The 12,706-nt window shown below is 68.2% G+C and carries 10 protein-coding genes; 1 reads left to right on the forward strand and 9 read right to left on the reverse strand.

Annotated elements, in window-relative coordinates; genetic code table 11:
* The first annotated feature begins 174 nt into the window (after positions 1 to 174).
* Positions 175 to 1,821: a hypothetical protein gene (locus tag ABD212_RS01240; protein WP_344090361.1), complete on the forward strand. Its 1,647-nt coding sequence runs from the start codon at positions 175 to 177 to the stop codon at positions 1,819 to 1,821.
* Positions 1,822 to 1,840: 19 nt separating this feature from the next.
* On the opposite strand, the gene ABD212_RS01245 is transcribed toward ABD212_RS01240, so the two are convergent.
* The 9 genes from ABD212_RS01245 to ABD212_RS01285 all read right to left on the reverse strand — a co-directional run bounded on the left by ABD212_RS01245 (position 1,841) and on the right by ABD212_RS01285 (position 12,665).
* A complete protein-coding gene (locus ABD212_RS01245) occupies positions 1,841 to 2,731 on the reverse strand; it encodes a hypothetical protein (protein ID WP_344090363.1) in 891 nt (296 codons plus the stop codon).
* 99 nt (positions 2,732 to 2,830) lie between these two features.
* The gene (locus ABD212_RS01250) at positions 2,831 to 4,084 is read right to left on the reverse strand and encodes a YveK family protein (RefSeq protein ID WP_344090365.1); all 1,254 of its coding nucleotides are present in this window, start codon (positions 4,082 to 4,084) and stop codon (positions 2,831 to 2,833) included.
* Positions 4,081 to 5,727, reverse strand: coding sequence for a hypothetical protein (locus ABD212_RS01255; RefSeq protein WP_344090367.1), 1,647 nt, complete (start codon positions 5,725 to 5,727; stop codon positions 4,081 to 4,083). Before ABD212_RS01255 ends, ABD212_RS01250 begins: the two co-directional genes overlap by 4 nt.
* A 29-nt stretch (positions 5,728 to 5,756) precedes the next feature.
* A complete protein-coding gene (locus ABD212_RS01260) occupies positions 5,757 to 6,620 on the reverse strand; it encodes an alpha/beta hydrolase (protein WP_344090369.1) in 864 nt (287 codons plus the stop codon).
* Positions 6,617 to 7,693 (reverse strand): acyltransferase family protein, encoded by a 1,077-nt coding sequence (locus ABD212_RS01265; protein ID WP_344090371.1) that lies wholly within the window; start codon positions 7,691 to 7,693, stop codon positions 6,617 to 6,619. Before ABD212_RS01265 ends, ABD212_RS01260 begins: the two co-directional genes overlap by 4 nt.
* A gap of 127 nt (positions 7,694 to 7,820) precedes the next feature.
* Positions 7,821 to 8,804 (reverse strand): glycosyltransferase family 2 protein, encoded by a 984-nt coding sequence (locus tag ABD212_RS01270; protein ID WP_344090373.1) that lies wholly within the window; start codon positions 8,802 to 8,804, stop codon positions 7,821 to 7,823.
* Complete coding sequence (locus tag ABD212_RS01275; protein WP_344090375.1) at positions 8,801 to 9,955, reverse strand: glycosyltransferase family 4 protein; 1,155 nt, start codon at positions 9,953 to 9,955, stop codon at positions 8,801 to 8,803. Before ABD212_RS01275 ends, ABD212_RS01270 begins: the two co-directional genes overlap by 4 nt.
* Positions 9,952 to 11,619 (reverse strand): lipopolysaccharide biosynthesis protein, encoded by a 1,668-nt coding sequence (locus ABD212_RS01280; RefSeq protein ID WP_344090377.1) that lies wholly within the window; start codon positions 11,617 to 11,619, stop codon positions 9,952 to 9,954. Before ABD212_RS01280 ends, ABD212_RS01275 begins: the two co-directional genes overlap by 4 nt.
* Positions 11,616 to 12,665, reverse strand: a complete 1,050-nt coding sequence (locus ABD212_RS01285) for a glycosyltransferase (RefSeq protein ID WP_344090379.1) — start codon at positions 12,663 to 12,665, stop codon at positions 11,616 to 11,618. Before ABD212_RS01285 ends, ABD212_RS01280 begins: the two co-directional genes overlap by 4 nt.
* Between the last annotated feature and the right edge of the window lie 41 nt (positions 12,666 to 12,706).

The raw sequence follows: 12,706 nt of genomic DNA on the forward strand, positions 1-12,706 counted from the left end.
TTGCGGGGTTCGCAGGAGAAGTGATCTGGACCGAAGTAAAAGATCCGTTAACTCACGTGACGACTTATGGCATGCAATGCGAAAAACGGTTCACGGCATCCATAGTAGAAATGTGAAGTGGCATCAGTGACAGGGGGATCCAGGGCGGGACGCTGAGCGATCAAGGAGCGAAACGTGAAGAACAAGCGAATGGATCTGCCCGACGATTCCTCCAGCCGACGGTCATTCCTGCGCGGTTTCGCGCTCGTCGGCGCGGCGACCATCACTCGGGCCGCGGCGGGCGGTGTCCCGGCGCAGGCCGCCGAGTCCACTGCGCTGGCCGGGGATGGGATGACGGACGATGGGCCCGCCCTGCAGCGGATCTTCGATGCCGGGCGGCAGCCGGAGTTCGTATCGAATCGCACCTATCTGCTGAACTCGCCCGTCTTCCTGGATCGGCCGTCGTCGCTGGCGATGTTCGTCCTGGAACTCAACGGCGCGACCCTGCTGCTCGGACCGAGGCTCCCGACGACGGACGCATTCTGGCGCGACAAGGCGACTCGATGGGCGTTCTTCCCGAACACCGTCCGACGCGCCCTCAGCGACGGCCAGGTGAATGTGTCCCCTGGGACGCGCGCGAGCGGGACGGGCACCGGTGCCCTGGTCAGCCTGATTGTGCGCGACGGCACAGTCGAGGGGCGTGGAGCCAATGCGGGGTTCGCGTTCGCGAACCGCACCGGAGCCAAGTTCGAGAGCGTCGTTCTGCACGGCGCTCGGACGCTGCTCTCCTGGCACGACTACTCCGACGCGAACGTCTTCCTGCAGTGCCACAACCGAGAGGGCGGGAGGGCCGGCTCCGTGCTGGTCGAGCAGATCAGTCCCGGTGACGGTCTGCGCATGGAGAGCTGCAAATCGGATGCCGCGGTCGGCCTAGCGCGCCTCAAGTACTGCCGGGGCGCCGAGATCGTGGGCACGGTCACAGGACGCATCGAGCTCGAGGCGTGCTCCGCGATCCAGATCCGCGGCGGTCATCAGGAGACGCCGATCGTGAACGAGACGATCATCGACATCCGCAGCTCCGACGTCGTGATCGACACCACCGCCTTGTACCTGGCTCGCGGCCGGCCCGACGAGGCTCTTCCTCCCGCGGTGCGCATCACCGACACCGGCACGCCGGCATCATCGGTCGTTCTCAGGGACTGCACCGAGGTGCGCGCGCTCGTCACCACCGACGAGAAGCTGGGAAACGTGCTCTCGATCGACAGGGCCGTCCTGGGCACACGGGTCGAAGCGCGCGGACTGACGTCCGTCGTCAGCGTCCGCAAGAAGGGCGGAGTCTGGAGCAAGTCCGTCGGTTCGTCGATGGGAGGCTCCGGCGGTGTGTCGCCTGCCCTGGCCAGCTCGCTCGACACCGTCGCGACCGGAGACTTCCGGCTCTCGAACCCCGGCACCGGCTGGGTGGTGGCGCCGACGACGCCGACACCTTCGTTCACCGGCGTCGCGCCGACCATCTCGGGACTGGCGGCGACCGACGACATCGGCGGGACCCTGGGGTCAGCAGGGTACCGGTACCGCGCTCAGGGGCGCCTCCCGGGCGGGAAGCTGACGCCTGCCTCGGACTTCTCCCCGGTCGTGGCTTCCAGATCCGGGGCGCTGCGTTTCCTGGTCCTGCCCGGCGGAGGCCCCCAGGAACTGCGCATCTGGCGTTTCCTGGGCGCCTCCACGACGCCGAACGGGTATCTGGACGTCGCCGCGGCATCCACCACCCACACGATCTACGACACGGGGTCGAGTGCGAACGGGTTCCTCTGGAAACCGGGGACCGCCAAGGCAGCCCCCTAGCCGCAGAGCGCGGGTCTGCTCACAGGGACGACCACCGCTGGAAGGTCTTCAGCATGTCGGTGTTGACGGAGTCCGGCACGTAGTGACCTGTGGCGGTGCCGCCGCCGTCGTGCGTGATGAACGAAGTCTCGATCGCGACCGGCTTGGCGAGCGTCTCCAGGGCGATCGCGTGGAACTGCGGGGGAACGCGCGTATCGTCCGGATTGTAGGAGGCGCGGATGCGGGCGCCCTGCCATGCAGACTGCGGGAGCGTGGCGGCGTTGGTCGCCTGGATCGCGGCGGTGTCGTTGTTGTACGCCGGCCCGACCTGGGTGGGACCCCGCATGTACGAGTCCATGACGTCGTAGACGCTGCTCGCGAGGTACATGCCCTGCTGACGCGGGAGCATCCGATTGCCGAATGCCCAGCACATCAGCGCTCCGCCGCCGGAGTTGGCGCGCGCGAAGCTGTAGTAGATCCTCCACAGCGCGTTCATGTATGCGACCGCGTTCGCCTGTGCGGTGATGGCGGGGGGCGACACCCAGGCCGTCGGACCGGCGTAGTCGGGGCACACGCACACCGCTCCGCTGTCGATCGACGGCTGCGCGCCGTGCAGGAACGCGCTGCTGAGCGACGAATAGCTGCTGTTCGTCGCGTGATAGAACCAGATGACCGGGACCCATTTGGTCTTGTTGGGCGGTGCGGACTGAGGGACGAACAGCCGCGTCATATCCCCCTTGATGGATACGTCGATGCTCTCGTACAGCGTGCCTTTCGGAGTGCGCACGTTGCTGATGCGACTCACTTCGCCGGGGAGCTTCGGAACCTTGGTGTAGTCGGCCGCGTTCGCAGCCAATCCGCCGCCGAGCGTTCCGCTGGCGACCCCCAGCGCGGCGGCCGCGCCGGCCCCCAGGAAGACTCGCCGGCTCACGCCGCCGGGTGCTGATGATTCGGGTTTCATTTTCCCTTTGCCCCTTCCAGATTGTTCATGACGGTCGTGCAGTTGGCGGCGAGCTGTCGGACAGGCCTATCAGTCGGCTCGTCTGGTCCACACCACGCCGGCGACGTCGGCTCCCGCCTCGGTGAGGGCTGCGAGCCCCCGCGCGAGCTGGGTGCTCGTGGTGCGACCCTTTCGGACGAGCACCAGCGTGAGCATGCCGAGACGCCCGAGGATCGCGGCATCCGCCCGCTCGTTGGCCGGTGCCGCGGTCACGAAGACGATGTCGCTCTCCTTCGTCAGGTCGCCGAGGCGTTCCGGCGACTGCGCGCCGGCGAAGACGTCCGCGCGCGAATCCATCGTGCCCGGGCCGACGTAGGCGACTCCAGGGACCCTGGAGGTGTCGACGACATCGTCCGCAGTGGCCGTGCCGGCGAGGTAGTCGGTGATGCCGGGTGCGCCGTCGGGGGTTGCGGCCGTGGCGAGCAGGGTGGTCCGTTGTCCGATTGCGGCCATGGATGATGCGAGCGAGCGTCCCACGCCCTCGGAGCGGACGTCGCCGGCCGATGTCACCAGCCAGGTGGCGCCTTCGGGGGCGCGGGCCTGCAGGGCGGCACGCAGCGTCGCGGTGTCCTGCGCGCGCGGCGAGCCCCTCCTGCGCCCCGACCGGATCGCGAGCGAGCCGATGATCGGGTGATCGGTGGCGGCCCGGAGGGTGTCGAGGTCGTAGATCCGGTTGTCGCCGCGCATGCGCACAGCGAGGAAGATCGCGGCGGCGAGCGCGCCCACCGCGAAGGCGATGAGGCCGTTGATGAGAGGACTCGGGCTGAATGGCACGTCGGGCACGACCGGCGGAGTCACCGTGGTCAGCTCGAACGTGTAGACGGCCGATTTCGGGTCGAGGGGGTTCGCGATGATCTGCGCCTTCTCGGCGCTGGACCGCAGGACATCGATGATCGCACTGTTGAGGGCAGCCGCATCCTTCGGATCGTCGACGGTCACGGTGATGTCGAGCAGCGTCTGCTGAGCGACCGCCGTGACGCCGTCGGTCACCGTCTTGAGGGTGAGCGACTTGTCACCCACCTTCTTCAGCGCCGGGGTCAGAACGGTGGGCGTAGGCACCAGCTGGGCGTCGGTGGCGGCTCGCTGGATCGCCAGGTTGGTGGCCTGGATCTGGTTCTGCAGGGGTCCCTGCGAGTTCAGGGCGTAGAGCACGCGGGATGTTGCCTGGTACTGCGTGGGCATGATCCCGGTGACGAACCATCCGCCGGCAAGCGCGACGAGCATGATCAACACCACCCAGATCCAGTTGCGGCGGAAGGTACGACCCAAGGCGACAAGGTTCATGGTGCCTCTTTCATTTGTAGCTGAAGTGTTCCCTCGTGAGGGTGGGTGGCAGCGAGAGCTGCATTCGGGCGGAGAAAGGCGCCTGCCGGTATCGCAGGCGACAGGCGTCGCGTGATCGGCGGCGGGCCGAGGTTCACCGGCATCGCGGATGGCGCGAAGTCGAGCGTGCCGTTGCGGACGTCCGTCCGCAACGACGCTGCGATCGCGGATGCGGCGAACAGGAACAGATACGACGGCGGCGAGGTGAAGGCCGGGGCGGCGACGGAGTCGAGCATGATCAGGGTGAACCAGCAGACGCCGCTGAATCGGATCCATCGCACGATCGCAGGCTCATCGGGCGAGACGCGGATCAGGAGGATCCGCAGCGCCAGCAGAGCTCCGATCACGAACGCGACCGTGCCGAGCCAGCCCGTCTCGCCGAGCAGTGCCGGCCACTGGGTGTCGTTGAGGTACTTGCCCATCTCAGGACCGCTGCCGATCCCGTAGATGCCGTCGAAGCCGAGCTTGGTGTACTCGGGGCTGTAGTAGTCGGCCGCGGTCGCGCTGCCGTACCGGCCGAACCCCACGCCGAGCGGGAAGTAGTTGCTCGCGATCTGCCAGCCGCCGGCGGTGAGCCGCGAGCGTGCGGAGAGCTGACCCGCGCCGTAGTAGAGCTGGAGATCCCCGAAGACGGCGACGTAGATGCTGGGGCCGAGCAGAATCAAGGCGGCAGGGAGCGCGGCCGCGGCGACGGCCAGAACCAGCACGTTCCCCTTCCGCAGCACCAGTCCGGTCGTGACCACCATCAGACCTACCAGCGCCTTGGCGCGGAAGGTGAGAAGGGCCAGCCCGGTCAGCATGAGCGCGACGAGGTAGCCGAACCAGCTCGACTTCACGAAGAGCTGGTACGCCAGAATGGATGAAGCGAGGATCGTCGCCATCCGTCCATAGGCGGCCGGCTGCTGGAACGGCCCGATGATCGCCGGGATCCCGCCGTAGTACTGCACGGCCGATCCGCCGAACAGGCCGGTCCATGGACCGGGAATCGCCAGGTTCACGACTCCGGTCGCGATGAGCACGATCGCCAGCCCGAAGCCGGCCCTCGCCAGTGCGTGGAGGTCGGCGGGTCTCCAGTGCAGCTGCGCGACCGCGACCGCGAAGACGATGCACTTCGTGAGGAGCGTGGCGCCCTGCAGCGAGATCGCCACGGGCGTGCCGTACAGGATCGCACCGAGGGAGCCCGCGAAGACGAATACGGCGAACCATCCGCTGCCGGGCAGCCAGACGAGCGACCGTTCGACGATCGCGCGCCGGGCGACGATGATCGCGGCGGCGCCGAAGATCATGGCTTCGTCGGCGATGCCGCCGACGCTTCCGAGCGCGGCCTGGATCTGCCCGGAGATCGCCGCAATCACGAGGGTCAGACCCAGTGCGACCTTCGGGTAGGTCCAGGCGAGCGCGAAGAACCCGACCGCGGCGACGAGCCCGAAGAAGACGAGAGGCAGTCCCACGCCGACGACCGCGCTCACGAAGACCGCCGCGAGGACCGCCGCGTACGTGACCGTCGATCGCACGGCTCGTCCCGTCATCCGCAGCCACGGGTGGCCCGATTCGGTGATGTCTTCGGTGTGACGCACGGGTCCTCCGTCCTCTGTGCTGGTCACTTGCTCGGTCAGGGTTGGGATGTCGGCGGCTATGACTGGAGTCTCGCTTTCACGAAGTCGAAGATCGCGTTGCGCATCTTGTCGGTGAGGAGCGCCAGGCCATGCCGTTCGCCCGCCAGAACGGTGAGCTCGGTCGGCACGCCCGCCGCTTGCAATGCGTCGTGCAGCGCCTTGACCTGTTGCCGTGGCACCAGTTCGCGCGATCCCCCCGCGAGGAAGAGCGGGGCATCGCCCTTGGACACGGCCTTCAGGGGCGACGCCGGGACCGACTGCGGACAGTCGTCGATCTTGGTGCACCCGAGGTAGGCGAGGATCGTCGCGATCGCCTCCGGAGAGGGCGTCCCGAGGGTGAGCCCGCTCGGGGTCATGTCGGCGACAGGCGACAGCGCGACCCCGGCGGCGATCCCGGTGTCCGGCTCGGTGGCGACGGATGCCGTGATGATGGCGCCGGCGGAACTGCCGAGCATTCCGATCCGTGCGGGGTCGATTGCGTACTGCGCAGCGATGTCAGGCTGCTTGAGCCACGCGACCGCGGAGTTGGCGTCATCGACGGGCGCGGGATACGCGAAGTCGGGCAGCATGCGGTAGTCGATGGCGACCCCGACGACACCGCGTTGCGCGAACTGCTCGCACAGCTTGCGCATGCTGCTGCGGGAGCCCTCGGTGAACCCGCCCCCGTGCACGAGGATCATGGCCGCGCGATCCTTGTGCGCGTTCCGAGGAAGACAGACGTCGGCATCGAGCTTCTTGCCGTCGACTTCGTGGTACACGGTGGTCTGCACGTCGACCGCGGCAGCCGAAGTCGTGCTTCGGGGCTCGCCCGTGGAGGCGCAGGCGCTGAGGCCGACGAGGAGGATCGCGGCCAGGGCCGCGGTGGTGGCGCGTTGGATCATGTGGAAGCGTTGCCTACGGCTTTACTGATGCGACGGCGCGCGGTCCACGGCGGGACGTAGAGCCAGCGCACCTTGGTGGTGAGTTTGGAGAGGATCACGGCGAGGTAGGTGGTCAGGACCGCGGCCGCGGTCACGATGAGGGCGCCGATGACTCCGCCGATCGGCGGCAGCAGGAACTCGAGCAGCGCAGCCATGCTCACGATGATGAAGATGTGCAGCAGGTAGATCTGCAGACTCCACTCGCCGATCGTCCCGAAGATCGCGGCCAGCGGACGGAACATCGCGATGTACTTGCAGGCGATGAATCCGCCGGCGACCGCCAGCAGCTGCATGATCGTCACCGCGAAAGGCACCTCTCGCGCGTGCGGGATCGCGACGACCGCGACCGAGCCGAGCAGGTAGACGACCAGGATGCCCATGAGCGTCCACGGTCCCGCGCTCGCGATGAACGCGGCGATCTGCTTGTGGAACAGGGCGCCGAGCAGGAAGAACAGGAAGAGCGCCGCGGTGCGGTTCCAGCCCAGGTTGTTGAACGTCGCGAACCCCGAGGTGATGGCCGTGGAGATCAGTGCGGCCCCGGCGACCTTCAGCCAGATGGGGACGCGTCGGAGCGCCCATACCCCGAGCGTGAACCAGAACATCGCGTACAGGAACCAGTAGCTGTTGCTGGGCCAGACCAGCAGAAGCAGGAGGCTCCGCGGATCGGTGGCGGGCAGCGCGCCCAGGTCCCCGTTCGTTCCGGGGACGAGCACGTAGAACACGAATCGCACGACGGACCACACGACGTAGAGCCAGAGCAGCGGGATCAGACGTCGCTTGAGCAGCTGGGGGAAGCTCCAGCTCGCCACGCGGTACACGAACAGCCCCGAGATCAGGAAGAACGCCGGCATCGGGTAGGCCTCCAGGAACAGCTTGATGCGTCCCGGATAGCCGCTGATGTCAGCATGGCCGAAGTAGAGGGAGGTGTGGAACAGGACGACCATGAACATGGCCGTGCCCTTCGCGACATCCATCCACGCTTTCGGACGCGTCTCGCGGTTGATCAGCGATCGCTGACTGGTTGGCTCCGTCACCACGTTCCTCCTTCCACCCCAGGGAATGGGTTCTGCGTGTGCATCCACGTTATGCGGACCGCGTTTCCGGCCTGTGTCGCGCACGGATCCGGCCCGTGAATACCGAGAAGAGGTGCAGGCATCCCGTTCACAGTCGCCCTCCCGCTCGATCGAGGACGAGTTCGTAGGCGCGGGGAGTCAGCCAGCCCATCGTGTAGATCGCCGTGCGCGTCGCGTCGCCGCGGCGCACGAGGGCGCCGAGCTGGCGCAGCGACATCTGGCCGCGGATCTCCTTGACCAGTGCGCTGCGCTCATGCTCCGTGTACGCGCCGGATGTCGCATCCTTGAGCCGCGAGAGGGTGCTGAACCGGGCCCGGTAGTAGAGGTAGTGCTTTCCGCGGAGCTCTCGGGCGTCGACGCGTGCGACGCAGGACGCCATGACATCCCCGAGCTGGCGCAGCGAGTCCGCTCGCTTCGAGCCGGACCGGATGACCGAGCCTTCGCGGAGCCGGTAGGTGTAGACGGATCGGGGGAGGATCGCCACCCGGTCGGCTTCCACGAGGGATTGCGCGACCATGGCCTGGTCGGAGTGCTGACGGATGCGGGTGAACGTGATCCGGCCGAGGAGGTCCCGCCGGAACAGCTTGTTCCACAGATGACCGGTGATGCCTCCGACGAGCAGCTCGCGAAGCGCCTCGGCACCTGTCAGGACCGGCTCGTCCGGGAGCGTGCCGACCGGACGGTCGGGACGTCCCTCGGCATGGACCGTGGCACCGGCGCAGACCACATCCGCACCGTGCTCGAGCGCCGCGGCCGCGAGTGCGGATGCCGAGTCCTCCGGCCACGAGTCGTCGGCGTCGACGAACCACACGTAGGTGCCTGTCGCGGCATCCACGGCGGCCTCGCGCGCGGCCGCGACACCGCCATTGCGCGTGAGCAGCACCGCGTGGACGCGGTCCTCCTTCTCGGCGAGGCGCTTGATGATGCCGCGCGTCCCGTCGGTGGACGCATCGTCGACGACGATGATCTCGAGATCGACGTCCTGCTGGGCGAGCAGCCGCTGCACCGCGGACTCCACGTATTCCGAGGCGTTGTAGCAGGGCAGCACGATACTCACGAGCGGCGGGCTCATCTGTCGGCTCCCTTCGCCATCACGAGGTTGAGGACGCGCTCGAGGTCCCGGCCGCTCGCGTCGAGCGAGAAGCGGGTCAGCCAGGCGTCGATTCCGGCGACGGTGAGCTCGCTCGCACGGGTGACGGCGTCGGCGAGGTCGGCCGGCTCGTCGGTGAGGGCGAGCTCTCCCGTGATGCCGGGAACGATGGCGTCGGCGACGCCCAGTGCGCCCGAGACGGCGACGGACGGAACGCCCACCGCTGCCGCCTCGACGAGAACGTTCCCGAATCCTTCCCGGCTGGACGGCAGCAGGACGACCGCGTTGGGGCCGAAGTGCTCGAACCAGTCCTCGACCCAGCCGCGGTCGGTGAAGGCGACTCCCGCGTCGCGTGCCGCGACGGTCATCGCGTCCAGCAGCGGCCCGCCGCCGAACGACACGACTTCGGTGGGGATGCCGCGACGGCACAGCTCGGCGGCCGTAGCGATCGCCAGAGTCGGACGCTTCTGCGTGACGAGCCGGCAGGGAAGCACGATCTGAACCCCGGCATCGAGGCCCGGCACCCGAGGGACGGGTGCGCGGCCGGCGACCTTGGCGGTCGCTGGATTCGGGACGACCGTCAAGCGGTCGCCGCGTACCCCGAAGCCGGCCACGAGCTCTCCGGCGACGGGGTGGGAGATGGCGATCACGTGGTCGGCGCGACGATACAGACGCTTCGCGACCCAGATCTTGGCACGATGGGCCAGGTCGGCGTGGGCGAGGCCCAGGCTGACCAGATTGCGCTCGCTGATGACCACGCGCGGCGCGCGCCTGCCCGCCAGGAGGGCTGCGGTGAGCAGGATCAGGTTCGCGTGGGCCTGCAGGCTCACCACGACGTCCGCGTCGGTCGTTGCGAAGAGATCGCGGACGGCGCGGGCCTTCGCAAGGTGTCCTCTGGCCGCGCCGAGGCTGTGGGCGGCCACTCCCTCGGGCAGGTACCGATCGGTGTCCTTGCCGGATGTCGTCACCACCGTCACGCGATGGCCGCGGGCTGCGAGCCACTCCATCCAGGCGCGAGCGACGAACTCCGCCCCGCCGCCGTGCAGGGACAGCACGACGAAGACGATGGACAGCGGCGACGGGGCGGATGCCGGTGCGTCGATCTCGCCGGGAAGAGTGCGGGCATCGGTCATGGGCGGGTGTCCCCTTCGTCGTCGACCCGGAGGTTGGGCTTGCCGGCCGCGGCGGCCGCTTCGCGGCGCAGCTCCTGGTCCTCGAGGTCCGCGCGGAGCGCGGGGTCGGTCGGAAAGATGTCGAACTCGGCGTCGGTGTCCAGGCGTGGGATGCCGGCTGCCTCCGCACGCCCGCCGTCGGCGACCGGGCCGCTGCTGCGGGCTCGCCGGAAGAACCGGCGCGCCGACAGCAGATCGAGCACGTCACGCCGGAAGCGTGGCCAGACGAGGGCGACGAGCGCGACCCACCCGAGTACGACCATGCCGCCGACGATCACGCGCACGAACGGCAGCTCCTCGGGGATCGCGACGGTGGCCAGTGCCGAGACGAGGCATCCCGCTCCGAACACGACGACCGCACGGGCGCCGTTGGCGAACATGGCGCCCACCGGCGCATCGGAGACGCGGCGGATCCACAGCAGCGACAGCGGCCACATGACGACGATCGATGCGGAGTAGCCGATCGCGACGCCGTACATGCCCCAGATCGATCCGATCAGGATCGCGGCGATCATCAGGGGTCGCGTCACCAGCGAGTAGTAGAGGTTCTGCCGCATCAGCCCCTTCGACAGGAACACCCAGTAGACGGCATAGCCGGCCGCCTGGAAGAATCCCGCGACGAGCAGGATGCGGAAGACAGGCACCGTCCCGAGCCATTGGGTGCCGAGCATGATGCGCACGATCGAGTCGGCCTGCGCGCCGAGGAGTGCCAGCACGGCGCCGATCACGGTGAGCAGCGCGGACTGGCCGAAGGTGATGAACCGCGCGTACCGATCACGGTCGTCCTGCAGCCTCGAGAGCACCGGGAGCGCGACGCGGGTCGCCGGCGCATTCAGCTGCAGCAGCGGGAGCATCATGAGCTGGAATGCGCGGTTGTACAGACCCAGCGCGCCCGCTCCGGAACGGGCGCCGATCACGATCGAGTCGACGTTGGAGCTCGCGTAGATCAGCAGCTGGGTGCCGAACATGTTGACGCCGTAGCGCAGAAGGCCGCGCATCGGCTCGCGGCGCGACATCCATCCCGGGAACCACGCCGCGAGGAAGATGAGCAGCACCAGGGCGGCGAGCGCCTGCGCGACGGCCTGCCCGACGAGCGACCAGTATCCGGCCCCGGCGAATGCGAGGCCCAACCCGATCGCGAGGCCCAGGACCTGCGCACCCGTGTCGACGATGACGAGGCGCCCGAATTGAAGCGACCGCGACAAGTCGGCGCGGAACTGCGTGGACAGCCCGTTGAACAGGAAGGTCACCGACAGCGCGGCCGTGATGGGCTGGAGGCGGGGGTCGCCGTAGAAGTCGGCGATCGGCCAGGAAGCGCCGGCTGTGAGGAGGGCGAGGCCCACGCCGATCGACGCGTTGATCCAGAAGAGATTGTTCTTCTGCCCGCGGCTGAGGGTCGCCGCCTGGATGGCGGCGGAGCTGAGCCCGAAGTCGCGTACGAGCTCGCCGACGCCGATGACCGCTGTCACCATGGCGACGAGTCCGTAGTCGCCCGGCGTCAGCAGCCGCGCGAGGATCATGATGCCGGCGAGCTGCACGACGATGCGGACGACCTGCCCGGCGATCGTGATGCTCGCACCGCGCGACGCGGAGGCGCCGAGCGACGGTGCGCCGGTCGCAGTCATCGGTGCTTCACCTGGGCGATCGCCTGGCGGTATGCACCTTCGATGATCCGGCCGACGTGATCCCAATCGCGATCGGCGAGGTACGGCTCGGCCGAGCGCTCGCCGTGGCGCGCATCATGCAGCCCAGAGCGGATGACGTCGGGCGTCAGGTCGCCGTCGTACTCGATGATCCAGCCAGGACCGACCTCGTGGGACAGCGCAGAATTGCTCTCGGTTCGGGGGGCCAGCACCGGCCTACCGAGCGACATCGCTACCAGGATGGCACCGGAGTTGTGCATCTCGTGGTACGGGAGGATGACGAGCTCGGCACGGCCGACCTCGTCGACGAGCTCCGCGTCCGAGACGTATCGCAGCAGCGCCGAGATGCGCGGATCGCTTGCGCAGTGGGCCTCGACCATCTCGCGCTGGCCGGAGCTCGGCGAGCCCACGATGCGCAGTTCGAGGTCTTCGCCGTCCGTCCCCGAGAACGCGTCGGCCAGGCCGTCGACGTTCTTGTAGGGACGGATGATGCCGAAGTAGAGCAGCCGGCCGCGACGGGGCCGGGGAAGCGGGTGATGCGCGTACGCCGAGCGATAGTGGCCGTGCAGTGCGGTGACGACGGGACGATCGGTCGGCGGCGTCGTCGTCGGATTCAGTCGGATGTAGAGGTCGGTCGCTCGGTCGAAGCGCTCGAGCGAGCGCCGCTCCGCGGCATCCCCCGGCTCATGCGGCTGCACGTTGTGCAGGTGCCGCACGATGGGAGTGCGGGTCAGCCTGGCGCGCAGCAGGAACGCGTCGAGGCATCGGCGACGGATGAATCGTCGCATCCGCGAGCTGCCGCGGATGGTCAGTTCGGGCCAATGGGCGTGGAAGACGTCATAGCGCCCGAAGATGGCCCCCTTCCACGAGTCGAACCGGAGAACGACGCGCGGGTTGTCCATCCCGACCATCAAATCCACGAACTTCGTGTGGCCGTCGGGGGGCGCGAGGGTCTGCTGCACGATGATCGTCGCGGTCGTGGAGTCGATACGGGATGCCGTACTCGCACGTTCGGCAGTGGTCATCATGGTGGAGCTCTCTGTGCTTCGGCAACTGGCGATGACAACCC

The organism is Microbacterium deminutum, assembly GCF_039530205.1.
In the GTDB taxonomy this organism is placed as follows: Bacteria; Actinomycetota; Actinomycetes; order Actinomycetales; family Microbacteriaceae; genus Microbacterium; species Microbacterium deminutum.

Excerpts from the sequence above, each read along its gene's own strand:
- ABD212_RS01250 (WP_344090365.1), bottom strand. The coding sequence starts at position 4,084 with ATGAACCTTGTCGCCTTGGGTCGTACCTTCCGCCGCAACTGGATCTGG.
- ABD212_RS01260 (WP_344090369.1), bottom strand. The coding sequence starts at position 6,620 with ATGATCCAACGCGCCACCACCGCGGCCCTGGCCGCGATCCTCCTCGTC.
- ABD212_RS01270 (WP_344090373.1), bottom strand. The coding sequence starts at position 8,804 with ATGAGCCCGCCGCTCGTGAGTATCGTGCTGCCCTGCTACAACGCCTCG.
- ABD212_RS01275 (WP_344090375.1), bottom strand. The coding sequence starts at position 9,955 with ATGACCGATGCCCGCACTCTTCCCGGCGAGATCGACGCACCGGCATCC.
- ABD212_RS01280 (WP_344090377.1), bottom strand. The coding sequence starts at position 11,619 with ATGACTGCGACCGGCGCACCGTCGCTCGGCGCCTCCGCGTCGCGCGGT.
- ABD212_RS01285 (WP_344090379.1), bottom strand. The coding sequence starts at position 12,665 with ATGATGACCACTGCCGAACGTGCGAGTACGGCATCCCGTATCGACTCC.